The sequence below is a fragment of the Streptomyces sp. NPDC086080 genome, from assembly GCF_044540255.1.
Lineage (GTDB): Bacteria > Actinomycetota > Actinomycetes > Streptomycetales > Streptomycetaceae > Streptomyces.
Map to the genome: position 1 here is coordinate 27325 of NZ_JBITRU010000021.1, position 25421 is coordinate 52745.

At 70.4% G+C, this 25421-nt stretch carries 23 protein-coding genes and 1 pseudogene; 9 read left to right on the forward strand and 15 right to left on the reverse strand.

Features of this window, described 5'->3' with window-relative positions:
* The first annotated feature begins 6 nt into the window (after positions 1 to 6).
* Positions 7 to 1536 (forward strand): helix-turn-helix domain-containing protein, encoded by a 1530-nt coding sequence (locus ACIF9R_RS23760; protein ID WP_399983475.1) that lies wholly within the window; start codon positions 7 to 9, stop codon positions 1534 to 1536.
* Positions 1537 to 1563: 27 nt separating this feature from the next.
* Here the strand turns inward: ACIF9R_RS23760 and ACIF9R_RS23765 are convergent, their stop codons facing one another.
* The 4 genes from ACIF9R_RS23765 to ACIF9R_RS23780 all read right to left on the reverse strand — a co-directional run bounded on the left by ACIF9R_RS23765 (position 1564) and on the right by ACIF9R_RS23780 (position 3977).
* Entirely contained in the window at positions 1564 to 2037 is a 474-nt protein-coding gene (locus ACIF9R_RS23765; protein ID WP_399983477.1) for a DsrE/DsrF/DrsH-like family protein, read from the reverse strand.
* Between the two features lie 37 nt (positions 2038 to 2074).
* Complete coding sequence (locus tag ACIF9R_RS23770; protein WP_399983479.1) at positions 2075 to 2392, reverse strand: TusE/DsrC/DsvC family sulfur relay protein; 318 nt, start codon at positions 2390 to 2392, stop codon at positions 2075 to 2077.
* 39 nt (positions 2393 to 2431) lie between these two features.
* Complete coding sequence (locus tag ACIF9R_RS23775; RefSeq protein ID WP_399983481.1) at positions 2432 to 3673, reverse strand: NAD(P)/FAD-dependent oxidoreductase; 1242 nt, start codon at positions 3671 to 3673, stop codon at positions 2432 to 2434.
* Between the two features lie 91 nt (positions 3674 to 3764).
* Positions 3765 to 3977: a hypothetical protein gene (locus ACIF9R_RS23780; protein WP_399983483.1), complete on the reverse strand. Its 213-nt coding sequence runs from the start codon at positions 3975 to 3977 to the stop codon at positions 3765 to 3767.
* Between the two features lie 234 nt (positions 3978 to 4211).
* Between ACIF9R_RS23780 and ACIF9R_RS23785 the strand changes: the two genes are divergently transcribed.
* Positions 4212 to 4664 carry an OsmC family protein gene (locus ACIF9R_RS23785; protein ID WP_399983485.1) on the forward strand — a complete coding sequence of 151 codons (453 nt, stop codon included), beginning with the start codon at positions 4212 to 4214 and terminating at the stop codon, positions 4662 to 4664.
* A gap of 2 nt (positions 4665 to 4666) precedes the next feature.
* Entirely contained in the window at positions 4667 to 6373 is a 1707-nt protein-coding gene (locus ACIF9R_RS23790; protein WP_399983487.1) for an aminotransferase class V-fold PLP-dependent enzyme, read from the forward strand.
* A gap of 22 nt (positions 6374 to 6395) precedes the next feature.
* Here the strand turns inward: ACIF9R_RS23790 and ACIF9R_RS23795 are convergent, their stop codons facing one another.
* The 9 genes from ACIF9R_RS23795 to ACIF9R_RS23835 all read right to left on the reverse strand — a co-directional run bounded on the left by ACIF9R_RS23795 (position 6396) and on the right by ACIF9R_RS23835 (position 16843).
* Complete coding sequence (locus tag ACIF9R_RS23795; RefSeq protein ID WP_399983489.1) at positions 6396 to 7772, reverse strand: phosphomannomutase/phosphoglucomutase; 1377 nt, start codon at positions 7770 to 7772, stop codon at positions 6396 to 6398.
* Positions 7769 to 9415, reverse strand: coding sequence for a glycoside hydrolase family 13 protein (locus ACIF9R_RS23800; protein WP_399983491.1), 1647 nt, complete (start codon positions 9413 to 9415; stop codon positions 7769 to 7771). The genes ACIF9R_RS23795 and ACIF9R_RS23800 overlap by 4 nt, the downstream gene beginning before the upstream one ends.
* Positions 9412 to 9573 (reverse strand): hypothetical protein, encoded by a 162-nt coding sequence (locus tag ACIF9R_RS23805; RefSeq protein WP_399983493.1) that lies wholly within the window; start codon positions 9571 to 9573, stop codon positions 9412 to 9414. Before ACIF9R_RS23805 ends, ACIF9R_RS23800 begins: the two co-directional genes overlap by 4 nt.
* Positions 9570 to 10586, reverse strand: coding sequence for a glycosidase (locus ACIF9R_RS23810; RefSeq protein WP_399983626.1), 1017 nt, complete (start codon positions 10584 to 10586; stop codon positions 9570 to 9572). Before ACIF9R_RS23810 ends, ACIF9R_RS23805 begins: the two co-directional genes overlap by 4 nt.
* 63 nt (positions 10587 to 10649) lie before the next feature.
* On the reverse strand, positions 10650 to 11543 hold the full coding sequence (locus tag ACIF9R_RS23815) for a carbohydrate ABC transporter permease (protein ID WP_399983496.1): 894 nt from the start codon (positions 11541 to 11543) through the stop codon (positions 10650 to 10652).
* A 1-nt stretch (position 11544) separates the two neighbouring features.
* Positions 11545 to 12504, reverse strand: coding sequence for a carbohydrate ABC transporter permease (locus ACIF9R_RS23820; protein WP_399983498.1), 960 nt, complete (start codon positions 12502 to 12504; stop codon positions 11545 to 11547).
* A 9-nt stretch (positions 12505 to 12513) separates the two neighbouring features.
* On the reverse strand, positions 12514 to 13794 hold the full coding sequence (locus ACIF9R_RS23825) for an extracellular solute-binding protein (RefSeq protein WP_399983501.1): 1281 nt from the start codon (positions 13792 to 13794) through the stop codon (positions 12514 to 12516).
* Between the two features lie 105 nt (positions 13795 to 13899).
* Positions 13900 to 14916, reverse strand: a complete 1017-nt coding sequence (locus ACIF9R_RS23830; protein ID WP_399983503.1) for a LacI family DNA-binding transcriptional regulator — start codon at positions 14914 to 14916, stop codon at positions 13900 to 13902.
* Between the two features lie 790 nt (positions 14917 to 15706).
* Positions 15707 to 16843, reverse strand: coding sequence for a site-2 protease family protein (locus tag ACIF9R_RS23835; protein ID WP_399983505.1), 1137 nt, complete (start codon positions 16841 to 16843; stop codon positions 15707 to 15709).
* A gap of 258 nt (positions 16844 to 17101) precedes the next feature.
* Here ACIF9R_RS23835 and polX point away from each other — a divergent pair, with 258 nt between their 5' ends.
* Positions 17102 to 18829 (forward strand): DNA polymerase/3'-5' exonuclease PolX, encoded by a 1728-nt coding sequence (polX, locus tag ACIF9R_RS23840; RefSeq protein ID WP_399983507.1) that lies wholly within the window; start codon positions 17102 to 17104, stop codon positions 18827 to 18829.
* 44 nt (positions 18830 to 18873) lie between these two features.
* Here polX and ACIF9R_RS23845 read toward each other — a convergent pair whose 3' ends face one another.
* The gene (locus ACIF9R_RS23845) at positions 18874 to 19074 is read right to left on the reverse strand and encodes a hypothetical protein (protein ID WP_399983509.1); all 201 of its coding nucleotides are present in this window, start codon (positions 19072 to 19074) and stop codon (positions 18874 to 18876) included.
* A 158-nt stretch (positions 19075 to 19232) separates the two neighbouring features.
* On the opposite strand from ACIF9R_RS23845, the gene ACIF9R_RS23850 reads away from it, so the two are divergent.
* The 5 genes and pseudogenes from ACIF9R_RS23850 to ACIF9R_RS23870 form a co-directional block, all read left to right on the forward strand.
* The gene (locus ACIF9R_RS23850; protein ID WP_399983511.1) at positions 19233 to 20723 is read left to right on the forward strand and encodes an ATP-binding protein; all 1491 of its coding nucleotides are present in this window, start codon (positions 19233 to 19235) and stop codon (positions 20721 to 20723) included.
* 102 nt (positions 20724 to 20825) lie between these two features.
* Positions 20826 to 21497 (forward strand): CBS domain-containing protein, encoded by a 672-nt coding sequence (locus ACIF9R_RS23855; protein ID WP_399983513.1) that lies wholly within the window; start codon positions 20826 to 20828, stop codon positions 21495 to 21497.
* 115 nt (positions 21498 to 21612) lie between these two features.
* The gene (locus ACIF9R_RS23860; protein WP_399983515.1) at positions 21613 to 22221 is read left to right on the forward strand and encodes a dihydrofolate reductase family protein; all 609 of its coding nucleotides are present in this window, start codon (positions 21613 to 21615) and stop codon (positions 22219 to 22221) included.
* Between the two features lie 190 nt (positions 22222 to 22411).
* Positions 22412 to 23416 (forward strand): hypothetical protein, encoded by a 1005-nt coding sequence (locus tag ACIF9R_RS23865; protein WP_399983517.1) that lies wholly within the window; start codon positions 22412 to 22414, stop codon positions 23414 to 23416.
* 151 nt (positions 23417 to 23567) lie between these two features.
* Positions 23568 to 23750: pseudogene (locus ACIF9R_RS23870) on the forward strand (hypothetical protein); the annotation flags it as partial.
* A 192-nt stretch (positions 23751 to 23942) separates the two neighbouring features.
* Here the strand turns inward: ACIF9R_RS23870 and ACIF9R_RS23875 are convergent.
* Positions 23943 to 25412: a phytoene desaturase family protein gene (locus ACIF9R_RS23875; protein ID WP_399983520.1), complete on the reverse strand. Its 1470-nt coding sequence runs from the start codon at positions 25410 to 25412 to the stop codon at positions 23943 to 23945.
* Positions 25413 to 25421 lie beyond the last annotated feature (9 nt).

Here is a 25421-nt window from a genome sequence, read left to right on the forward strand (position 1 = left end):
AACCTCATGGCAGACGACTACCTCGTACGCATCGGCAAGCTCATCCGCGACGCCCGGCAACACCGCGGCTGGACACAGACGCAGCTCGCCGAGGCACTCGGCACCAGCCAGAGCGCCGTCAACCGCATCGAGCGGGGCAACCAGAACATCAGCCTTGAGATGATCGCCCGCATCGGTGAGGCGCTGGACAGCGAGATCGTCTCCCTGGGGTACGCCGGCCCGATGCATCTGCGCGTGGTGGGCGGCCGGCACCTCTCCGGTTCCATCGACGTCAAGACGAGCAAGAACGCGTGTGTGGCGCTGCTGTGCGCCTCGCTGCTCAACAGCGGGCGCACAGTGCTGCGCCGCGTCGCCCGCATCGAGGAGGTGTACCGCCTCCTGGAGGTACTCAACTCCATCGGCGTGCGCACCCGCTGGATCAACGACGGCGTCGACCTGGAGATCGTGCCCCCGGCCGAGCTGAACCTCGCCGCCATCGACGCCGACGCCGCCCGCCGCACCCGCTCCATCATCATGTTCCTCGGCCCGCTGCTGCACCGCCTGGACCGCTTCATGCTGCCGTACGCCGGCGGCTGCGACCTCGGCACCCGCACCGTAGAGCCGCACATGATCGCGCTGCGCCGGTTCGGCCTGGACATCGCCGCGACCGAGGGCCAGTACCACGCGGTGGTCGACCGCTCCGTCGCCCCCGACCGTCCGATCGTGCTGACCGAGCGCGGGGACACCGTCACCGAGAACGCGCTGCTCGCCGCCGCCCGCCACGAGGGCACCACCGTCATCCGCAACGCGTCCTCCAACTACATGGTCCAGGACCTGTGCTTCTTCCTGGAGGCCCTCGGCGTCAAGGTCGACGGCATCGGCACCACCACGCTCACCGTGCACGGCATGCCCACCATCGACGTCGACGTCGACTACTCCCCCTCCGAGGACCCGGTCGAGGCGATGAGCCTGGTGGCCGCGGCCGTGGTGACGGAGTCCGAGCTGACGGTCCGCCGGGTCCCGATCGAGTTCCTGGAGATCGAGCTGGCGGTCCTGGAGGAGATGGGCCTCGACCACGACCGCACGCCCGAGTACTTCGCGGACAACGGCCGTACGCGCCTGGTGGACCTCACCGTCCGCCCCTCCAAGCTGGAGGCGCCGATCGACAAGATCCACCCGATGCCGTTCCCCGGCCTGAACATCGACAACGTGCCATTCTTCGCGGCGATCGCCGCGGTGGCTCAGGGCAAGACCCTCATCCACGACTGGGTCTACGACAACCGCGCCATCTACCTGACCGACCTCAACCGCCTCGGCGGCCGCCTCCAGCTCCTCGACCCGCACCGGGTCCTGGTCGAGGGCCCGACCCGCTGGCGCGCCGCCGAGATGATGTGCCCGCCGGCCCTGCGCCCCGCGGTGGTCGTCCTGCTGGCGATGATGGCGGCGGAGGGCACGTCCGTGCTGCGCAACGTGTACGTCATCAACCGCGGCTACGAGGACCTGGCGGAGCGGCTGAACTCGATCGGGGCGCAGATCGAGATCTTCCGGGACATCTGAAGCCGGCGCTGCCGGTCCGGGGGCCGGTCATGTGTAGATGATCTGGCCTCCGGCCGCGTGCTCGTAGAACTCGCCGACCGTGATGATGCCCTGGACCTGCTCGATGAGGTCGTCCTTGTCGAGTTCGAAGAGGTCCACGGACGCCTTGCAGGCGTAGATGCCGGCGCCGGTGTCGGAGATCATCTCGATGAACTCGGGGATGGGCGGGATGTCGAGCTTCGCCATCTTGCGCTCCATGTACCGGGTGATCAGGTCCGGGACGCCGGGCAGTCCGCCCAGGAGGGTGGGCAGGTGCAGGCCGGGGTTGCCGACGGTGGCGAGTTTGATGTGGTCGTACTGCTTCTTCGTGATGGCGTCGAGGCCGAAGAAGGTGAAGAACAGGTCGGCCTCGATGCCTTCGGCGCGGGCGCCGTTGGCCATGATCAGGGCCGGGTAGATCCCTTCCAGGGATCCCTTGGAGACGATGATCGAGACCTTCTCGATGGTGGCGCTGGCGGTCATGTCGGACGCTCCTTCGGGCGGCGGGCGGAGGGTGGGGTCAGATGCAGCCGCGGGGCTTGGGGATTCCGGCGATCTTGGCAGCGGTCTTCGCCGGGCCCTTCGGGAAGAGCTGGTAGAGCTCCTTGACGCTCACGCCGGAGGTCTTGCCGAGGACCCGCACGGTGGGGCCGGTGCCCTTGGCGGCGTATTCGGCGCGCATGAAACGGATGACCGTCCAGTGCCGGTCGGTCAGCGTTTCGATGTTCTGTTCGCGGGCGATCTGCTCGGCCATGGGCTCGATCCACTGGCCGGGGTCGGTGAAGAAGCCTTCGTCGTCGACGGTCACGGACGTGTCGGCGTAGGTGGCGATGGTCATGGCGGTCTGTCTCCGTTCAGGCGGGGGGTGTGGGTCTCGTCAGGCGGGGGTGTGGGTCTTGCCGTGCTCGGGCATCGCCGAGCCGATGCCGGGCAGTTCCCGGCCGGGCAGCAGGCTGTGCCAGTACAGCCACTCGAAGGCGAGCTTGCCGAGGTGGTTGGCGCGCGACTCCTTCAGCAGCGGCAGACCCAGCGTGCCCGGGAAGTGACCGGGCAGCGGCTCGGTGTCGTAGTTGAAGTCGATGAGCAGCGCCTTGTGGAAGCCGGTCTCGATGAAGCAGTTGGTGTGTCCGTCGTACGACGCGTCCAGCGGCTTTCCGGCAAGGAAGCGGCCGATGTTGTGCGCCAGCACCTCGCCCTCGAAGTGGGCCACCGAGCCGGCCTTGGACGCCGGCAGGCCCGCCGCGTCACCGATGGCGAACACATGGGGGTGGTCCGGGTGTTGCAGTGTGTGCCGGTCCACGGGGACGAACCCGAGCTCGTCGCCCAGGCCCGGGGAGCGTTCGACGTACTCGGCACCGCCGTGCAGCGGTACGACCACGGCAAGGTCGAACGACACCTCACGCTCGTCGTACGACACCAGCCTGCCACCGGTGCCATCGACCTCACCGAGCGCGAACTCGGTGACCAGTTCGATGCCCTTCTCCTTCAGCAGGCCGCCCAGCGCCTTCGCGGCGACCGGCTTGGTGAAGGCGCCGTCCAGCGGGGTGACGTAGGTCAGCTCGACGCGGTCGCGGATACCCCGGCGCTGGAAGTACCAGTCCGCGAGGAAGGCGAACTCCAAGGGCGCGACCGGGCACTTGACCGGCAGGTCGGCCACGTCGACGACCACCCGGCCGCCCTCGAAGCGCTCCAGTGCCCGATGGAGGGCGACCGCGCCGGGCAGGTCGTAGAAGGTGTGGACCTTCTCGCCCCAGCCCGGCCCGGTCAGGCCCTCGGTTTCCTCCGGCAGCAGGCTCGCGCCCGTGGCCACCACGAGCACGTCGTAGCCCAGCGAGGTGCCGTCGGTGAAGCACACCCGCTCGGCGGCCAGGTCCACCCGGTCGATCGCGGCGCTCCGGTAGGCGATCCCGTCAAGGAGTTGCCGCGGGCGCGGGCGGACCAGGGCGTGGGGTTCGGCCAGGCCGAAGGGGACGAACAGCAGTCCGGGCTGGTAGACGTGGTCGTCGTTCCGGTCGACCACGGTGATGCGGCACTCGCGCTCGCCGTACATCCGCCGCAGCCGGTTGGCGGTCAGCGTGCCGGCGGTGCCGCTTCCGAGAATCACGATGCTCTTGTCCATGCCCCCACTCTCGACCGCGAAGTGAGGCATCGTCAGGGGCCGTTGGTCCCAGCAGGGGTACCCATGGGGGTATATCTCGGCCGCCCTGCGCTCAGCCGGGAGCGCCGGGCCCGGTCGCGAGATACCGGTCGGCGAGCTCGACGGTCTCGTCCGCGAGCCTGGCGTCGAGTCCGGCCTGGGCCTTCGGGGCTCCGAGAACGACGTCGTCACCGGGGTGCCAGTTGGCCGGGCAGGAGACACCGTCGCGGCCGGAGGTCTGCGGGGCGTCGACCAGCCCCTCCACGGAGTTGCCCGGCAGGGCCACGTTTTGCCGCCGATGCAGGGAAGCCGGGCGGGGCCGGCGGCCGGCTGTTCGGCAGCGGCCGTGGGGCACTCTCCTCGAAGGAGCTCCCGAAATACCCCCTAGGGTATTTCGGCCCATGAGGTTCACCCAGGGCCGAACGGCCCTCTCTCCGATCCCCCTGGCCTCTCGCGATCACACGCCGGCCGCGGTGCACTGGATACCAAAGCGACCGATCGGACCCGAGGAGACGCGGCCATGACCCGCACCGCACCCGACACCGCCACCGCCACCCGTCCGCCGGTACCGGATGTGCACCGGCTGGAGGTCGCCCATGTCGACGGGGACGCGTACGCCATCGAGGTACGCGGCCACCGGCTGCTGGTCGACCAGCCCGAGGACGCCGGCGGACAGGACACCGCCCCCACGCCCACCGAGCTGTTCGCCGCGTCCCTGGCGTCCTGTGTCGCCTTCTACGCCGGCCGTTACCTGCGCCGGCACGGCCTGGAACGGACCGGACTGCGGGTACGGACCGAGTTCACGATGGCCACCGACCGCCCGGCCAGGATCGACACGGTCCACGTGACGGTCCTGCCGCCTCCCGGCCTGCCCGAGCAGCGCCGCGCCGCCCTCCTCGCCGTCGCCTCGCACTGCACCGTCCACAACACCCTCCACCAGCCGCCCGAGGTCGTCATCGGGCTGGAGCCCTGACGATGCCCGCCCACCCGGCGACCGGCCGGACGCCGCCCGCGCTTCCCCTCCTGGAACACATCCGCCGGGGGATCATCGGCGACGACGAGGTGATGGACGGCCCCTACGGCCCCCGACGCGTCGTCTACGCCGACTACACGGCCTCCGGGCGCTCGCTGGACTTCGTCGAGGACTTCGTCCGCGAGCACGTCCTGCCGCGCTACGCCAACACCCACACCGAGAGCTCCAGTACCGGGCTGCAGACCACCAGGCTGCGGGAGGAAGCCCGCCGGATCATCCACGACGCGGTCGGCGCCACCGAGGACGACCTCGTCATCTTCTGCGGTTCCGGCGCCACGGCGGCCGTCAACAAACTGGTCGGCATCCTGGAACTGCGCCGTTCGGGCACCGCTCCCCCACCACCCGCCGAACGCCCCATGGTGTTCGTCGGCCCGTACGAACACCACTCCAACGAACTGCCCTGGCGCGAGTCGATCGCCGACGTGGTCGTCATCGACGAGGACGCCGACGGCCACGTCGACCTCGCCCAGCTGGAGGAACAGCTGCTCCGGTACGCCGGCCGACCGCTGCGCATCGGCAGCTTCTCCGCCGCCTCCAACGTCACCGGCATCCTCACCGACACCGACCGCGTCGCCCGTCTGCTGCACGCGCACGGCGCCCTGTCCTTCTGGGACTACGCGGCCGCCGGCCCCTACATCCCCATCCGGGTCGCCGAGAGCACCCCTGCCGCGGGCGACCACAAGGACGCAGTCTTCCTGTCCCCGCACAAGTTCGTCGGCGGCCCGCAGACCCCCGGCGTCCTCGTCGTACGCCGCGAACTGGTCCGCAACCCGGTGCCCACCACACCCGGCGGCGGCACGGTCTCCTTCGTCGGCCCGCTCGGCCACCGCTACCTGGACGACCCGGTCGCCCGCGAGGAGGGCGGCACCCCGGCCATCGTCGAGTCCATCCGCGCCGGACTGGTCGTCGCCCTCAAACAGGCCGTCGGCACCGACACCATCCAGGCCGCGGAGGAACGCCACTGGCGTCACGCCCTGCGCAGGTGGGACCGCGTCCCCGCCATCGAGATCCTCGGCAACCACGACGCCCGACGACTGTCGATCGTCTCCTTCCGCATCCGCCACGGCGACCGCCATCTGCACCACAACTACGTCGTCGCCCTGCTCAACGACCTCTTCGGCATCCAGGCCCGCGGCGGCTGCTCCTGTGCCGGCCCCTACGGCCACCGCCTGCTCGCCATCGACGCCGCCACCTCCCGCGACGTACTCGACGAGGTCCTCCTCGGCTGCGACGGCATCAAACCCGGTTGGATCCGCATCAACTTCAACTACTTCATCAGCGACACCGTCCGCGACTACCTCATCGACGCCGTCGGCCTGATCGCCACCCACGGTCACCGTGCCCTGCCCGACTATCGCTTCGACCCGCACACCGGCGGATGGCACCACCACCGGGCTCCCGCGGGCCCACCTCTCAGCCTGACCGACCTGACCTGGGAACCCGACGGACGACCCACTGTCTCCGACCACCGCGTCCGCGCCGGAGAACACGTCCTGGCCACTCAACTCGCCGACGCGCGAACCGTGCTGGCATCCCTCCCCGACCATCTGGACGACGGACCGACCGGCCTGCCCGCCGAATTCGAGCGCATGCGCTGGTTCCACCTGCCGCCGGTCTGTATGGAACGAACCCGCTCCTCGACCCCTTGAAATCAGTCAGGGCCTGGCCAGGTCATCGGCGGATGAGGGCCAGGACCTCGTCCCGCACCCGGGTCAGTGTGGTGCCGTCGGTCGCTTCGGCGTTGAGCCGCAGGAGCGGTTCGGTGTTGGAGGGGCGCAGGTTGAACCACCAGGCGGGAGTGGAGATGCTCAGGCCGTCGAGTTCGTCCACGGTGGCTTCGGCGTGCGCCGCGAAGTGGGCGCGTACGGCCGCGAGGGCGGAACCCGCGTCCGTGACAACGGTGTTGATCTCTCCTGATGCCGTATGACGCTGGTAGCGCTCGACGAGGTGGGACAGGGGCTCCGGCTGTGAGCCGAGGGCGGCGACGACGTGGAGGGCGGCGAGCATGCCGGTGTCGGCGTTGTAGAAGTCGCGGAAGTAGTAGTGCGCCGAGTGCTCGCCGCCGAACACCGCCTGCGTACGCTTCATCTCGGCCTTGATGAAGGAGTGGCCCACTCGCGTGCGGACCGGGGTGCCGCCGAGTTCGCGGACCACCTCGGGCACGGTCCGTGAGGTGATCAGGTTGTGCAGCACGGTGCTTCCCGGATGGTCGGCCAGCATCCGGGCGGCGATCAGGGCCGTGATGGCGGACGGCGTCACCGCGTCGCCGCGTTCGTCGACCACGAAACAGCGGTCGGCGTCGCCGTCGAAGGCCAGGCCCAGATCGGCCTGCGTCTGTCTGACCGTGCGCTGCAGGTCGACGATGTTGGCGGGGTCGAGCGGGTTGGCCTCGTGGTGGGGGAAGGTCCCGTCGAGTTCGAAGTACAGCGGGACGATCTCCACCGGCACATGACGGAAGACGGCCGGCACGGTCAGCCCGCTCATGCCGTTGCCGGCGTCCACCACGATGCGCAGCGGCCGGACGTGCAGGACGTCGACCAGGTCCAGCAGGTGGGCCGCATAGTCCTTCAGCATGTCGCGCCGGGTGACCGAGCCCGTGGCGCGGCGCGGGGCGGGCAGCCGTTCGCCGGACATCCAGCCCTCGACGAGCGTGCGGATGGCGTGCAGTCCGGTGTCCTGGCCGATCGGTGCGGCACCGGCCCGGCACATCTTGATGCCGTTGTAGCGGGCGGGATTGTGGCTGGCGGTGAACATCGCGCCGGGCAGATGCAGGGCACCGCTGGCGAAGTACAGTCCGTCCGTGGAGCAGAGGCCGATCTCGGTGACGTCGGCGCCCTGTGCGGTGGCGCCCTGCGCGAAGGCGTGGGCCAGCGCGGGCGAGCTGGGCCGCATGTCGTGGCCGGTCACGACGGCGTCGGCGCCGGTCGTCTCGACGAAGGCGGCACCGAACAGCCGGGCGAGGTCCTCGTCGAGCTGGTCGGGGACAAGACCGCGGATGTCGTAGGCCTTGACCACGGCGGACAGGTCGGGGGCCGGTCGGTCGTTCACTGCGGGTACTCCTCGTCAGTCGTCCAGACGGCGGTGTCCTGGGGGACGTCGCGGCCGTCGAGGGGTGCGCTGGACAGCAGCACGCGGACGCCGTCGTCCAGGGGGACGGGGCGCGGCCCGAAGTTGACCAGGCAGCGCAGCCGCGCCGACCGGCCGAAGGCGAACCACTCGCCGTTCGCGGGGCCCTGGACGCGCAGCACGGTGTCCGGGGCGGGATGGTCCCGGCGCAGGCGCAGGGCCGTGCGGTACAGCGCGAGCATGGAGTTCTCCTCGCTCCGCTGTGCCACGACGGTGAGGTGGGCCCAGTCGGCGGGCTGGGGGAACCAGCAGGCTTCGGGCGCGGCCTCGCTGAAGCCGTAGGGAGGGGCGGTGCCGGACCAGGGCAGTGGTACCCGGCAGCCGTCACGTCCGCGGTGGCGGTGCCCGGAGCGTTCCCACAGGGGGTCGCGGATCCGCTCGTCGGGGATGTGGGCCTGCGGCAGGCCCAGTTCTTCGCCCTGGTAGACGTACGCCGCGCCGGGCAGGGCCAGCATGAGCAGGGCCGCCGCGCGGGCGCGCCGCTCACCGAGCCGGCCGCCTCCGTACCGGGTGACCGGGCGGATCGCGTCATGGCTGGAGAGGACCCAGGTGACGGGAGCGCCCACCGCCTGCATGGCACGGGCCGACTGCTCGATCACCTCGCGCATTGCCCGTCCGTCCCAAGGGCACTCCAGGAAGGCGAAGTTGAAGGTCTGCTGCATCTCGCCCGGGGCGACGTAGCGGGCGAGCCGCTCGCGGTCGAAGATGCCCGCTTCGGCCACCATCACGCGTTCGTGCGGGGCAACTGCCCCCTGGGGGGCGGGGTGCCGGTCCAGCAGGGTCCGCCACTGCCTGAAGAGCGGGTGCAACTCCTCCTGGTCGTAGTAGGGCATCAGGTGGTTGCGATGGGCATCCTCGTGCTGGCCGGGGCCGGCGTCGGGCAGGCCCTCGGCCTTGAACAGGGTGTGGGCCACATCGACGCGGAAGCCGTCGACACCGCGGTCCAGCCAGTGTGTGAGGATCCGCTCGAACTCGGCGACCACCCCGGGATGGCGCCAGTTGAGGTCGGGCTGCTCGGGCGCGTGCAGATGCAGATACCACTGCCCGGGCAGGCCGTCCGCCTCCTCGATGCGGGTCCATGCGGGCCCGCCGAATGCGGACTGCCAGTCGTTGGGCGGCAGTTCGCCCTTCTCACCGCGCCCGTCCCGGAACACGTACCGCTGCCTGGCCGGGGAGCCGGGCGTGGCGGCGAGAGCCTCGCGGAACCAGGGATGCCGGTGGGAGGTGTGGTTGGGGACGACATCCACGAGGACCTTGATACCGAGGGCGTGTGCCTTCGCCACCAGGGCCTCGAAGTCGGCGGGCGTGCCGAGGTCTGCCGCGACTCCGGTGTGATCGGCGATGTCGTACCCGCCGTCGGCCAGCGGCGAGGGATAGAAGGGGGTGATCCATACCGCGTCCACGCCGAGCCGCGCCAGGTGGTCCAGGCGGGCGGTGGCTCCGGGCAGGTCCCCGGTGCCGTCGCCGTCGCCGTCCGCGAAGGCGCGCGGGTGGATCTCGTAGCAGACCGCCTCCCGCCACCACACGGCGGGAGCAGCGGGAGCGGGCTCGGGTATCGCTGTCATCGGATGTCTCCGGCCGCAACGGGGCCGGCCGGCGGCATGCTCCGGCCGACGCACGCGGCGCCGGCACCGGGGACGTCGCGTGGCGCGTCCGGCACGTACCCGCCGACGGCGTTGCCGCCGACGGGTTCGGTGGCGTGCCCGGCGAAGCCGGCGGTCATACGGACCGCTCCAGACGGGCCACGCCGATGTGTGCGTCGGCCATGCCGTAGAAGACGTAGGTCGCGCCGTCGATCTCCTCGATCGCGGTCGGGAAGACCACGTTGGGCACGGTGCCCGAGCGTTCCTCCTCGGTCTCGGGGGCCATCAGCGGCTCGCTGGTACGGGCGATGACGCGGCCGGGGTCGGCGGCATCGAGGATCATCGCGCCGGCGGCGTAGTTGACCGTCTGCGCCTGCGCGAAGGGGTCCTCGATGGTGCCGGAGACACCGTGGTGGATCAGCAGCCACCCCTCCGGGATACGGATCGGCGCAGGACCGGCGCCGATCTTGAGCTGCTCCCAGGGGTGCTCCGGCAGGGCGAGAAGGCGGTGGTGGCGCGGCCGGGTCAGGGCGCTGAGGTCCTGCTTCACCTCGTCGACGGGTACGTAGGAGATCCAGATGCCGGGGCGCTCGTCGGTGAGGCCGGCGGGCAGGTGCACGCCTTCGCCGGGACGGAACCAGCCGAGGTCCCACATCGGGCGGTGCAGCATGGCGTAGTACATCGCGCCGTCCGGGCCCGGCACGGGCTCGGGGAAGTGCACGACGTCCTTGTTGGGGAAGAGGTTGAGGTCGGTGTCCAGGTCGGGCTGGTAGGCGAACTGGAGCGGGCCCAGACGCTCCCAGTCGACCAGGTTCCTGGACACGGCGAGGGCGGGCTTGGGGCCGAGCGGTCCGTAGGCCACGTACGACATGACATGCAGGCCCAGATCCTCGATCCAGGTGGTGCGGGGGTCCTCCACGCCGGCGTTGTTCTTGCCGCGCTCCCAGCCGGCGTCGGGCGCGAGGACCGTGCCGCGGCGCTCGACGCCGGTGGGGACGCCCCCCTCCAGGACGACCTCGGCGAGGCCGACACGGGAGACGTTGCCCTTCGCGACGAGGCGGGGCAGGAGGTGCAGCCTGCCGTCGGGGGTGCGGCCGGAGGCCGGGTTGAGCACGCCCTCGGCCTCGTCGGCCTCGCCGGGCAGCGGAGACATCACGACGCCGGCTCGGGTCAGGGTGTAGGGGACATGGGGGGTGGTGCTCTGGGACACGAAAGTTCAGCCCTTCGTTGCTGAGTCGATGTCGGTGGAGTTGAAGCGGCTCTGGAAGACGAGGTAGAGGGCCACCGCCGGGGCGGCCAGGACGCAGGCCCCGGCGAGGATGGCGCCGAACGGATTGGCGGCCGAGGAGGCGACGGTGCTGATGTAGTTGGCCAGCGAGACGGCCAGGGGCTGCATGTCCTGCTGCTTGGTCACCAGGAACGGCCACAGGAACTCGTTCCAGGGGCCCGTGAAGCTGAGCAGCACGACCGTCATCAGAGCCGGTTTGCACAGCGGCACCGCGATGCGGAACAGGATCTGCAGCTCGCCGGCGCCGTCGATGCGGGCCGCCTCGAACATGGCCAGGGGCAGTTGCAGGAAGAACTGCCGGAAGATGAACACGGCACTGGTGTTGATCGCGAACGGCAGGATCATGCCGAGGTAGGAGTCGGCGAGACCGTAGTCGCGGACGATCAGCACGTACAGCGGGATCAGCAGCAGCTGGAACGGCACGACCTGGACCAGCAGGACCAGGGCGAACGTCGAGCCGCGGCCGCGGAAGTGCAGCCGGGCCAGGGCGTAGCCCGCGAGCAGGCCGAACACGGTGGTGCAGATGATCACGCCGCCGGTGAAGATGCCGGAGTTCACCAGGGAACGGCCCAGTGAGATCGCCGAGTCGATCGCCTCGTAGTTGCGCAGGCTCAGGTTGGAGGGATCAGGGAAGGCCCCGGAGGGGCTGGAGTCGGGCTCCTCCTGAAGAGAGCCGATGATCATGTAGTAGAAGGGGAAGAGGAAGGCGAACGCGCCGACGAGCAGCGCGATGCGGGATCCGATCGACCGGGTGCGCCTGTGCGGAGCGCGCTCGGGGGTGCGGTCCTCACCGGTGGGGCGGGGTGCGACGTCGGCGGTCATCTCAGTCCCTCTCCACGAGTCGCCGGTAGCCGAGCGAGACGGCGGTGATCAGCACGACGAGGATCACGCCGATGGCCGCCGCCTCGTCCGGGTGGCCCTGCTGCAGACCCCGCTGGTACATCAGCAGTACGGGCGAGGTCGTCGCGCCGTCGGGACCGCCGCCACCGGTGAGCAGATACGGCTCGGTGAAGAGGTTGGCGCCGGTGATGGTGGCCAGGATCAGAACCAGCAGGGTGGCCGGCCGGACCGCGGGGACGGTGATGGAACGGAAGATGCGCAGCCGTCCGGCACCGTCCATGGCCGCCGACTCGTACAGCTCCTGGGGCACGTTCTGCAGCGCCGACAGATACAGCACCACGAAGAAGCCCAGTTGCTTCCAGGCCACGAAGACGGCCACGACCGGCATGGCGAGGCGGGAGTTGACCAGCCAGGACGGATCCGGCGCCAGCGGGCCGAGCACCTGGTTGACCAGTCCGCCGCTGTTGAACAGGAACAGCCACACACCGACGACCGCGACGCTGGCGGTGACGTAGGGGACGTAGTAGGCGGTGCGGAAGAACGACCGCAGGGGCAGCTTCTTGTTCAGCGCGTCGGCGAGGACCAGGGAGCCCACGACGGTCAGCGGCACGTTGATGGCCAGGAAGACGGCGATGTTGACGAACGAGCGCCAGACCTCGGGGTCGCCCAGCACCGTCGTGTAGTTGTCCAGGCCCACGAAGGGCCGGTCGACCTGGACGCCGGGGGCGGCGAAGAAGTAGTCGTGGAAGGACATCCACAGGGCGAAACCGAGGGGATATACGAAGATCGCGGCGAGGTAGAGCAGGTACGGGGAGACGAACAGCATGCCGATGGGCTGATGGCCGCCCAGCCGCAACCGCAGCCGCCGCCGGGGCGCGGGCGCCTTCGCCGCGGTCCCGGCCGTGGGCCGGGACCGCGGGACGTCAGAGGGGGTGGAGGACATGGCGGATGCTCACTGGCCCTGCACGAGTTCGTCCACCTCGGCCGCAGCGTCCTCGAGGGCCGTGGTCAGGTCGCCCTTGCCGAAGATGACGGCCTTGGTGTAGGCGTCGCGGAAGGTCTGCCAGACCTCGACGGAGTTCGGCACGTTGGGCGCCTCAACGGTGTGCTCCGCCTGCTCGGCGAAGACCTTGTACTCCGGGTGCGATGCGAAGTAGGACGGGTAGGCGCCCGTCAGGTCGGCACGCATGGGCATCTGCCCGGTCGCCTCCAGCAACTCGCCGTCCTGGTCCACGCTGGTGGCGAACTTCATGACGTCCCAGGCCGTCCCGCGGTTCTTGCAGGAGGTGTACATGCCCATGGACTTCTCGTCGCTGAAGGTGCCCTTGCCGGCGGCCCCGTCAGGGGTGGGGACCGGTACCACACCCCACTCGACCTTGTCGCCGTAGACGGAGACCGCCCAGGGGCCCACGGTCGCCATGGCCGACTTGCCGTCGGCGAAGGCGTCGCCGTTGTACGTCTCGTTCGGCGCCAGGCGCTCGGCGTACATGGTCTTCCACAGCTCGGCGACCTTGATGCCGTCGGGCGAGGCGAACTGGGCCTTGCCGTCCTCCACCAGCTGTCTGCCGGTCTGCGCCGTGAACATCGGGTAGTAGTCGAACCAGGACTGGTAGAACTCCGAGGACGGAGCCGGCCAGATCGCGGCCTTGGCGGCCTTGGACGCGACCAGCTTGCGCGAGGTGTCGAGGAAGTCCTCGTAGCTGGAGAGCTTGGGGCTGTCCGGGTTCAGTCCGGCCTTCTTGAACAGCTGCTTGTTGTAGAAGATCATCACCGGGTTGCTCTTCCACGGCATCTGGTAGTACTTGCCGTCCGGCGACGCGTACTGCGACAGCCTGTCGCCGACACGGTCCTGCAGGTACTTCTTGCCGTCGGGGAAGTCGTCGAGCGCGACGAGGCCGCCCTGCTTCTGGAAAGCGGGCACGGCGGCCGGAGCGGTGTTGAGGATCAGGCAGGGCGCGTTACCGGCGGTGATGGCCGCGCCGATGACCTCCTCCGAGCTCTTGCCCGCGGGGATCTCCTGGGCGGTGATCTTCTCCTCGGGGTGCGTGGCGTTCCACTGCGCCACCATCTCCTTCCCCCACGCGACTTCCTGCGCGTTGTTGGAGTACCAGATCGTGATCGGGCCACGGGCGTCGTTGGCGGCGTCGGAGGCATCGGAGTCGGATCCGCCGCTGCCGCACGCGCTGAGCGTCAGGGCGGCCACCGGCAGCAGGGCGAAGAGGGCCTTCTTCATCGGAGGTTCCGTTTCTTTCCGGGCAATCGCTTGCGGGACGGCTCGGCCGGGGCGTGCATGCCCCCTCCCGTCCCGGGGACGGGGGCGCACCGGCGGGCCGCGGGTCTAGCGGACCGGCGCAGGGCCGGTGGAGCCGCGCACCACCAGGGCGGCGGGCTCCAGCTCCACGTCTGCGGTGGTGCCGGTCTCGATCAGTTCGACCAGTGCCTGGGCGGACGCCCGGCCCCAGGAGACGGGGTTGGCACGGCAGGTGGTCATCGGGGGGTTGGTGTAGGAGGCGAGCGGTACGTCGTCGAAGCCGACCACCGACAGGTCCTCGGGCAGCCGGAGTCCGGCGTCCTGGGCCACCGCCATCCCGGCCGTGGCCGAGAGGTCGTTGCCGTAGACGATGGCCGTCGGCGGCGCCGGCCGCTCCAGCAGCATCCGGGTGGCCCGCGCACCGCCCTCGGCGGTGAAGCCGCCCGGCAGTAACGTCCCTTCGGGCAGGCCGGCTTCGGCGAGGGCCTCGCTCCAGGCCTGGCGGCGGCGCCGGGCGTGCACGAACTCCTCCGGGCCGGCCACGTAGGCAATGTCGCGGTGGCCCAGGCCCGCCAGGTGGTGAACGGCCTTCCGTACGGCGGGACGGTCGTCGAGGTTGACCGTCGCCAGCCCCGTGCCGGCACCCGCGCCCACGGCCACGGCCGGCAGCCCCAGCTCGGCGACCAGTGCCGGACGGGGATCGCCGGTCCGCAGGTCGGTCAGGAACACGCCGTCCACGCGACGGTCGGCGGCGAGCCTGCGGTAGGTGTCCACCTCGTTCTCGGGACGGCTCATCTGCAGCATCAGACCGTCACCGGTCTCCGATATGACCGTCTCGATACCCGCCATGAAGGCGGGAAAGAACGGGTCGGTGCCGAGGAGTTCGGGCTCACGCGCCAGGACCAGCCCGACCGCGCGGACCCGGCCCGTGGACAGCGCCCGGGCGCTGGAACTCGGTGTCCACCCCAGCTCCTCGGCCGCGGACCGGACGCGCTGCTGGGTGTCCGCGGCCACGCCGGGACGGTTGTTGAGGACGAAGGAAACGGTCGCCCGGGAAACCCCGGCCAGTTTCGCCACGTCGGCGATCGTGGGACGTCGCGCCATGAGTACACCGCTTCCTTCCGAACGGCCGGGCACGGCCCCTGCGGCGCGGCCGAGCGGCCGAGCAGGCGGGACACCACGCGACCGCGCTGTCCGGGCACCGGCAAGGAGCCGGAACCGGGTGTGCGGGCGGGGCGTCCGTGAGGGCACCGAGCCGGCGTTTAAACCGGTTTGAATGAACGATCCGTAGCCTCAGGGCTGACACCGTGGAAAGTCAAGAGCCCGGGAGAAGGTGGTGCGGTTGCTGCGCTTTCCTTCAAGATGGTCGTTTTGTTCCGGCCGGGTGCGGGCACCCCCGGAACCGGCGACCGCCCGTCAGCCCGGCACTTGTCGCGCCCGCGTGACTGCATTCAGTGGCGCTCGCTCCGCTCGCCGCGCCGCACGGAATTCGGGGACATCCTGGGGCTCTCGCACAAGGCCGTCGACGTTCATGTGCTGGTTCGTTCCGGCAACGGCGTGGACGAATACCGGAACCACAAAATATTCAAACAGGGAATTCTCTCCGGCGTTTTTGTACAACCCCTGGGCCGGGTCAACAGGGTCGATGTGCGAGACGTGGCCATCGTGGCGTCACCTGCACTTTCTCACGCGGCATCGGACGCGATCCCCTGCACGAGGGAGACGACGAGCAGGCATGGACAAGCCCACTCAAGGAGAATCCACACGGTAAAGCGGGATGACATACTGAACGGCTTCACGATGGCGAGGCGTTCATTCTCCTGGGACTTTTCTGGAACCTTTCGGCTTTATCAACCGGCACGAGTGTGAAACAACCGAAAGACCATTGACAGGGTCAGCCACCGCGCCGCTCATCGGTGTGCATCAGCCAGTTCACCGTTCGGCTGACGTCCGAGAGCGACACGATGCCGGCGAGCCTGCCGTGATCCATGACTAGGACCCGGTGCTCGGCTCCCGGCTCCATGCGCGGCAGCAGATCCGCCAGCGGGGTGTCCGGCTCGGCCACGGTGGTCCGTGCCAGCGGCACCATGACGTCCCGCACCGTCACGGCGTGCACCTCGGCCCGCGGCACCTTGTGGGCGCTGTCGTAGGTCACCAGCCCGACGGGCTCCGCGTCCTCCGTCACCGGGAACGCCGAGTGCCGGTAGCGGTAGCGCGCATCGGTGAGGAAGTCCGCGACCGTCGTGGCCCCGGGAACCGTGAGAGGGTCGGGCGTCATGGCCTCCCGCACGGGGACACCGGCCAGCACGCCGCGCAGTTGAGCCTGCTTTCCCTCGGCGGTGGCGGCCGTGATGAGGAACCAGCCGATCAGCGCCAGCCACAGACCGCCGACCGTGCCGGTTCTCATGAACGCGATCAGACCGAGGACGACGAGCAGCCATCCGAAGACCCGCCCCGCCGCGGTCGCGCCTGCGGTCGCCCGCAGCCGGTCTCCGGTGCGCCACCACAGGAACGCGCGCAGCAGCCTGCCGCCGTCGAGCGGGGCCGCGGGCAACGCGTTGAAGACGGCGAGCAGCACATTGATGGCCGCGAGCCAGGCGGCCATCTCCACCACGACCCCGGACACGGACGCCAGGTCGAGCAGCCAGGTGGCGAGGGCGAACAGCCCGCCGAGGAGCAGGCTGACGAGGGGGCCTACGCCGGCGATCCTCAGCTCCCTGCCGGGGCTGGACGCCTCGGACCTGAGCCGGGCCGCTCCGCCGAGCAGCCACAGCACGATGTCGTCCACCTCGACCCCGTTGCGCCGGGCCACGACGGCGTGCGCCAGCTCATGTGCGAGGAGGGAGGCGAAGAAGATCACGGCGGTGCACAGGCCCGCCGCCCAGTACACCACCCAGCCACGCCCCGGATGCGTCTCCGGGAGGCGGCCCTGGGACAGGCCGAACGCGATGAGGGCGAAGATGAACAGGACGCTCCAGTGCACGCCGACCCGGACCCCGGCGATCCGGCCCAGAACGAACGTCGCACGCACAGCGCTCTCCCCTGTTTCCCTGGTCGGCTGTTTCGCTTGTTTCCCTGGTCGGCTGTTTCCCTGGTCGGCTGTTTCCCCGGTCGGCTGTTTCCCCGGTCGGCTGTTTCCCTGGTCGACCGGCGGACAGTCGCTCTCCCAGTACACCCTCGGCCCGACGGCTCCGCGCGCTGGACGCTGGACGCCGGAGGGCCTGAGGACATGGAGCGGGCCGGTCCCCGCGCTGGCATGCCGCACACGACGGTTCCTAGACTGGGAGACGTGGTCCGGCCCAACGAGGAGGTCGAGGCGCTCCTTCAGGAGTATGCGGATCTCATCGCCATCACCGGAGGCGAGGCATTCAAGGCGCGCGCCTACGAGAAAGCCGCCCGCGCGATCGGCGGCTACCCGGCCGATGTCACCCACCTGGATACCGCGGGTCTGAAGGAGATCCCGGGCGTGGGCACGTCGATCGCCGAGAAGGTCGTCGAGTACCTGCGCACCGGCCATGTCACGGTGGTCGAGGAGAGGCGGGCCCGGATCCCCGCAGGGGTGCGGCAACTCATCACCATCCCCGCCCTCGGCCCCAGGAAGGCGATGGCGCTCTACGAGGAGCTGCACATCTCCTCGGTGAGCGAGCTGGCCGACGCCATCAAGGCGGAGAAGGTGCGCGACCTGAAGGGCTTCGGGGAGAAGACCGAGGAGAACATCCTGCACGGCATCGACCTCATGCGGCAGGCAGGGGGGCGGATCCTGCTGAGCACCGCCATGGAGACCGCCGAGGACATCGTCGCCGAGCTCTCCCGGATCACCGGCTGTGAACACTGCGCCTACGCCGGCTCGCTGCGCCGCATGAGGGAGACCGTCGGCGACATCGACATCCTCGTCGCCGCCCGCCGGTCGGCGCCCTTCATGGACGCCCTCACCGAACTGCCCTCCACCGCCGAGGTCATCGCCCACGGCGCGAAGAAGACCTCGGTCCGGACCACCGAGGGCGTCCAGGTCGACCTGCGGGTGGTGCGTCCGGACGCGTGGGGCGCCGGGATGCAGTACTTCACCGGCTCCAAGGCGCACAACATCCGCACCCGCACGATCGCCGTCCACCTGGGGCTGAAGCTCTCCGAGTACGGCCTGTTCGAAGCCGACGGCGGCGAACGGGTCGCCTCCCGCTCCGAGGACGAGGTGTACGCCAGGCTCGGCCTGCCGTGGATCCCGCCCACCCTGCGTGAGGACCGCGGGGAGATCGAAGCCGGCCTGCGCGGCGAACTGCCCCGGGTGGTGACCGAGCGGGACATCCGCGGTGATCTGCACACCCACACCGACCTCACCGACGGCCTCACCCCGCTGGAGGAGATGGTGGCGGCCGCCGCCGGGCGGGGCTACGCCTACTACGCGGTCACCGACCACGCGCCGAACCTGTACATGCAGCGCATGACCGACGAGAAGATCCTCGCCCAGCGCGAGCGGGTGCGGTCACTGGACGGCCGCCACCACGGAATGCGACTGCTGCACGGCACCGAACTCAACATCGGCCCCGAGGGGGAGGTGGACTGGCCCGACGAGTTCCTCCGGGGGTTCGACCTCTGCGTGGCCGCGGTGCACTCCCACTTCAACGTCGGCCGCGGGGCGATGACCCGGCGGCTCGTCCGGGCCTGCGAGAACCCCCACATCAACGTCATCGGTCACCCCACCACCCGGCTGCTCGGCAAACGGCCCGGTGTCGACGCCGACCTCGATGAGATCTTCGCCGCCTGCGCCCGCACCGGCACGGCCCTGGAGATCAACGCCCAGCCCGACCGCCTCGACCTGGGCGACGAGGACATCCTCCGGGCCAAGGAGCACGGGGCGAAGTTCGCCATCGACACCGACGCCCACTCGATCCCCCAGCTCGCGTACCTGCGGTACGGGGTCGGCACGGCTCAGCGTGGATGGCTGACCCCGGACGATGTGATCAACACATGGCCGCTACGGCGACTGCGCCGGTTCCTGCGCAAGGACCACGCGGACTGAAACGGCGGACCGAAGCGGCGGACCGAAGCTACTGCTCCTCGCGGCTACTGCTCCTCGCGCCACATCCTGGAGTCGCCACCGCGCCACTCGACCAGGCGGGGATCATCAATTCCCTCGTGCGCCTCCGGCAGGCCATGACGACGCAGAAGGTCCAGGACGTCGAGCAGGTGATGGGCCGTGCCTGCCTGCTCGCCGCGGATCGTCACATGGCGTCCACCGTCCGGTCCCGGCGGATGCACAACCACGGGTGCACGTTGAGTCACCGTCCCATCGTCACCCCGGCCACGACCTGCCGCAATCCGGCCGACGGCGCCGGCTGCCCCATCGGCCGGTCGCGTGTCGCGGCGTCCGGCATTCGCGGTTGTACTGGTGACAGGGCCGCCGCCGAGCGAGGGGAGCAGCCGTGTCGCCGTCCGACGTTTCCCGCCCCGCGAAACCCGAGATGGTCTTCGACCGCGACGCCGAGTGGGACGCGCTGGTCGCGTTCACCTGTGACGACCGGCCCGACGCCGGGCTCGGTGTCGTGTCGGGGCGGCTGCGACAGGGAAAGACACACCTTCTGAAGGCACTCACCGCCACCCTGGGCGGCTTCCGTTTCGGGGCACAGCAGGCGACCCGGGACGAGTCCCTGCGCCGCCTCGACGACGAGCTCGCCCGATACACGGGGGAAGCGCCGCCCGGTCACCGGCCCCGCTGGGAGGGCGTCGTGGACGCGCTGTTCGCGCTGGGTGAGCGGGGCCGGCCCGTGCCGGTCGTGCTCGACGAGTTCCCCGACCTGGTGCGGCAGAGCCCCGAACTCCCCTCCGTCCTGCACAACGCCTACCGGCGGCTGCGCGGGACGGGGCGGGCCAACCGTACCCGCCTGCTGCTCAGCGGCAGTTCCCTGCCCGTGATGAGCCGGCTGTTCGGCGCGGCCGCGCCTCTGCACGGACTGGCCGACCTGGAAATCACCCTCCGTCCGCTGGACTTCCGGCAGGCCGCACGGTTCTGGGGCATCGACGACCCCCGTCTCGCCCTGCTGGTCCACGCCGTCGTCGGCGGCACCCCCGCCTACCGTGTCTACGTCGCGGACGACACCCCCCGCGGTCCGGACGACTTCGACTCCTGGGTGTGCAGAACCGTCCTGAACCCCCGGACCCCCCTGTTCCTGGAGCCGCATCACCTGCTGCAGGAGGACACCGACCACTGGGACCGCGCCCTGTGCCACTCCGCGCTCACCGCCATCGCCACGGGCTGCCGGACCCAGGGCACGATCGCCGAGTGTCTGGGCACGCCGCTCACCGACGCCTCGCACTGCTTGATGCTGCTCCAGGCGAACGGCCTGCTGCACGGCGAACCCGACGCCTTCCGGCCGAACCTGGTCCGGCTGCGTATCGCGGAGCCGCTGCTCGCCTTCGAGCACGCCGCCATCTGGCCCCAGCGCTCGGCGCTGGAACAGCTGGACGCCGACGAGGTCTGGCGGCGCGCGCGTCCCGTCTTCGACTCCGCGGTGGCCGGTCCCCACTTCGCCCAGATCTGCCGGGACTGGGTGGTGGACCACGCGGACGAGACCGTCTTCGGCGCACACCCCGCGACGGCGGTCCACGGCTCACTGCCCGATCCCGGACACCATGCCGGTCCGGACCTGGAAGCGGACGTCGTGGTACGCGGGCGTGCGGGTGCCCGCTCAGGGGCTCTGCTGTCGGTGGGGCTGGCGCGCTGGGACGAGGTCATGGACCTGCACCACCTGCGAGACATCCGCCGCCTCCTCACGCTGCTCGCCCCCGGCGAGGACGTCACCCGCACCCGCCCCGCCTGCTACAGCGGCGTCGGCTTCACGCCCGCGCTCCGGGCGGCCGAAGCCGACGGAGAGGTGGTGCTCGTCGGCCTCGACCGGCTGTACGGGGGTGAGTGACCCGGTGACGGCAGCGAGGACCCGCTCGGCCGTGCGAGCGCATCCCGGAGGACGGACAGTGGAGGGAGGACCTTCCGCGAGCGTCCGAGAAGGGAGCACGCCATGCTGCATCGCCGGGTCGGAGACCTCATGACCTCGGCCGTCGTGAGTGTGCGGCGGGAGACGGGCTTCAAGGACATCACCCTGCACCTCGCGGAGCACGACATCAGCGCGGTGCCCGTCGTCGACCACCAGGGCCGACCGGTCGGCGTGGTGTCGGAGACGGACCTGCTGCGGAAACAGGAGAGCCAGGCGGATCCGGGCGGACATCTGGCCGCCGCGCACCTGCTGCCCGAGGAGCGTGCCAAGGCCCAGGCGCTGACCGCCGAGGAACTGATGACCAGCCCCGCCGTCGCGGCCCGGCCCCACTGGTCGGTCGTCGAGGCAGCCCGTACGATGGCCCGCCACCACGTGAAGACGCTGCCCGTCGTCGACGACAGGGGCCGGCTGGTGGGGATCGTCAGCCGTTCCGACCTGCTGCGGGTCTTCCTGCGGCGAGACCTCACGGTCGGCGAGGAGATCACGACGGACATCCTCACCCGCACCCTCGGCCTGTCCCCCGGCACGGTCACCGTCCACGTCGCCGACGGCCGGGTGACACTCAACGGCACCGTCCCACAGGAAAGCCTCATTCCCCTCGCGGTACGCCTGTCCGAGAGCGTCGACGGTGTCGTCGACGTCACGAGCCACCTGCGTCCGGAAACCGGCACCCCCGTCGACGCACCGCGACGGTGACCCGGACCCCGCCCCGGCCAGCGGTCCTCCCCTCACATTCGCGCGCCGCCCACTGATGAGTTCCGGTGGCCGGCACGGTCGTATCCGGTACACGCACCAGGATTCGGAGGACACCATGCCGCGGAAGATCACCGCCAGTCTGTTCATCTCCCTCGACGGCGTCGTCGAGGCGCCCGATCAGTGGCATTTCCCTTACTTCAACGACGAGATGGGCGCGGCCGTGGGCGCGGGTCTGGGCAACGCCGACACCATGCTCTTCGGCCGCGTGACATACGACAGCTTCGCCGGAGCCTGGCCGGAGCGGGAGGCGGCGGGCGGGGAGGACGCGGGCTTCGCCAAGCAGCTCGGCGACCTGCGGAAGATCGTCTTCTCGCGCAGCCCTCTCGACTTCCAGTGGCGCAACTCCGAGCAGGCGCAGGGCGATGTCGCCGAGGTGGCCGCCGCGCTGAAGCGGGAGCCGGGCGGCGACATCGGGCTGAGCGGCTCGATCTCGGTCATCCGGCAGCTGCTCGCCGCCGAGCTGCTGGACGAGCTGCACCTCCTCGTCCACCCGATCGCCGTACGAAAGGGCATGCGTCTGTTCGACGAGGGTGAGCCGTCGATCCCGCTGAAGCTGCTGAAGTCGGAGACGTTCACGACGGGCGTGCTGAACCTCGTGTACGGCCCCGACACCGCGCCCCCGACGGGCGGTTACGAGGAGGCCGTCGCCACGCTCGGGGAGTGAGCGCACGCCACGACCGCTCCGGCGACGACCGGCACACCCTCGCGCCTTCGCGGCCGACGAAGGCCGAGCGAACCACGTCCTGGAGGTCTCACCGCGGCCGAACGTCAGCCAACCTCAGAGAACTCCACCAAACGGGTGATCACATCTCATAAGTCAACGAATGTTCTTGCCTCTCGCATATTTTTACGTCATGCCCAACGTCAGTCACGACACCTTGCACGGCTTTCTGCCGGGACGTCCGAAAGCGCTGAACCGTGCGCTGGACCTCCTGGACCTCGGAATCCCACCTGGTGTCACCACCGAGACTCTCCCCACGGACGCGTCCAGCGCCCCGAAGATGTTCACCCGGCAGATGGACTCCGTGCTGCGGGTGGTCCGTCCCGACGGGCACGATCCGTTCATCCTGCTGGTCGAGGCGCAGACCGGCATCGAGACGAAGAAGGAAACCTCGTGGCCGTACTACGTCGCGTACTTGCGTGACCGGTACAAACTTGAGGTCGTCCTGCTGGTCCTGTGCGTGGACACGGCGACGGCGGCCTGGGCGGCCAGACCTCTGCGCACCGGCCTGGGACGCCCCACCCAGGTGACAGTGCCTCACGTACTGGGCCCGGCCAACGTTCCGCGTGTGAGCGGAGTGCAGGACGCCTCGGCCGACTTGGACTTCGCCACGTTCTGCCTGTGGATCCACAGCAACGACCCGGACATCGAGGGCATACTGACGGTAGTGGGCGAGGCATTGGCCCAGGACACGGACCGCGAAGCGCGGGACGACCTGGCGGGACTGATCGAGGACGGCTTGGGCAGTGAACAGGCCCGGAAATTCTGGAGGAACCTGATGGAAACCCTCTTCACCCCCAGGCGAGGCACCATCGTGGGCGACGCCCGCCTCGCGGGACAGGAAGAAGGACTCAAGGAAGGACGCCAGGAAGGACGCGCGGCCGGAAAGGCCGAGCAGTTGCTTCGCCTGATGGAGCGCCGCGGCTTCTCGCTGGCGGAAGAGACCCGACAGCGTGTCACCACCTGCACGGACATGCCGCTCCTGGATCTCTGGTTCGACCGCGCCATCGACGCCACCACCCTCGACGAGATCTTCACCGCGCCCACCACGGACCGAGTCCCCGCCCCCGCCCAGAGCCCGGAGCACACCCCAGTCCCCAGCCAAGGGCTGAGGGACCCCGGGTCCCCGGCCAACTGACACCCGGGACGCACACCCGGACGGCCGGGTGATACCGCACCGGCCAAGAGACCGCCTCACATTCACCGCGCGTCCCATGGATGCCGCCCCGTACGGTCACCCCCGTACGGGGCGCGGCACTCGCCCTCGCTTGCATCCGGCCGCCACTCTGGCGGAGGCCGACCGGGACACCGCGCGCCTGGCCCGGTTGGTGGATGCCGCCGCCGAACGTCTGCACGCGGGCGCCGACATCTCGTACGGCTGCTACCTCGAGCGCCCCTCGTACCTCTCCCTGGCGGTGGTCACGTGCTCCCCGAACCGCGTGGCCCCCGAACTGCCCTGCCCGTGCGCGTGACCAAGGCCCCGGGGCCTCCCACGCCCGGCCGCACCGTCGGCCGGATCGTCGAGTGGGGCGGGACGCACGGATCCGGCTCGGTCCTCACGCCGCACGAGGCCGGAGGAAGCGGGACATCCTTCCGGAACCGCCCCGGGAGGCGCGTCGCGTCGAAGTGCCGGCGGGGCCGGTTGTTCCGGACCACGGAAGGCGTCATCCTCCGCGCGGGTGATCGCCCTGCTCCAGCGCGCCGGGAGGGGTCCGGTCCGCCTCCGGCCAGGTGGCCAGTGCCGCCCGGGCCGCGTGGTACCCGCACATTCCGTGGACCGAGGGACCCGGTGGAGTCGCCGAGGAACACAGCCACGTGCCGGGCAGGGGCGTCCGGTAGGGGTTCCAGCGCGGGACGGGGCGGGCCAGCGTCTGCCACAGGGTCATCGCGCCGGAGGCGATGTCGCCACCGACGTAGTTCGGGTTGTACGCACCCAACCGGACGGCCGACACGCCGCGTTCGGCGATCACCGTGTCGGTGAAGCCCGGGGCGTGGCTTTCGAGGGCGGCGCGGATCGTCGGCAGGGGGTCACGGGGGTCGCCGTGGGGTACGTGCGCGTAGGCCCATACCGGTCGCCTGCCCCGGACGGTCCGTGCCGGGTCCGCTGCCGCCGGGTCGACCACGATGATGTACGGGTGCCGGACCCTCAGGCCCCGGGCCGTCGCGGTCCCGGCGCGGGCCAGTTCCGGTGCCGTGCCGCGGGTTCCGCCCAGGTGGATCGTGGCGGCCCGGGAGAGGCGGGGGTCGGCCCAGGGGATCGCGCCTTCGACGAGGAAGTCGGCCTTGGCCGCGCCCGGTCCGTACCGGTAGCGGGACAGCGTGCGGAGGTACCCGTCGGGCAGCGGAGCGATCCGGGCCAGTTCGCGGGGCGAGACGTCCAAGAGGGTGAGCCCCCGGGTGGGCAGGTCCCGCAGGCTGTCCACCCGGACACCGGTGTGGATCCGGCCGCCGAGCCGTTCGATCTGCAGGGCCATGACGGTGGCGACGGCCCGGGAACCGCCCTGGGGGACGGGCCAGCCGGTGGTGTGGGCGAGGTGCCCGAGCAGCAGTGCGACAGCGGCGGATGCCGGTGAGGGGAGCCGTCCGATGCCGTGGGCCGCGACACCGGTGAGGAGCGCCCGGGCCGCCTCGGTGCGCAGGCCGCCGCCGACGCGCAGGGCCTGTGCCGGCAGGCGGGTGGCCAAGAGGGCCAGGGCCTTCGGGTTCGGCGGGGTGCGTTGTGTGGAGAGCATCAGTTCCACCACGTCCGCGGAATGCTCCATCAAAGGGAGCATCAACCGCCGCCAGCGCTGTCCGTCCCGGCCGAGCTCGGCGCAGGTGGCGTCGAGGTCACGCCATGCCAGGGCGGCCGGGCGGCCCTGGAGGGGGTGCCCGTAGGCGGCGGGCGAGTGCAGCAGGGCGACGCCGTGCGCCTCCAGATCGAGTGACCGCATGAACGGGGACACCGGCGCCATGGGGTGGACGGCCGCGCAGATGTCGTGGAGCACCTCGGAGTCGAACAGCGGTTCCGTGCGCAGCCCTCCACCGATGCGTTCGTGTGCTTCGAACACCTCGACGCGGAGCCCGGCACGGGCGAGGGTGAGCGCGGCGGCGAGCCCATTCGGCCCGGAACCGACGACGACGGCGTCCGTCATGGGCGTCTC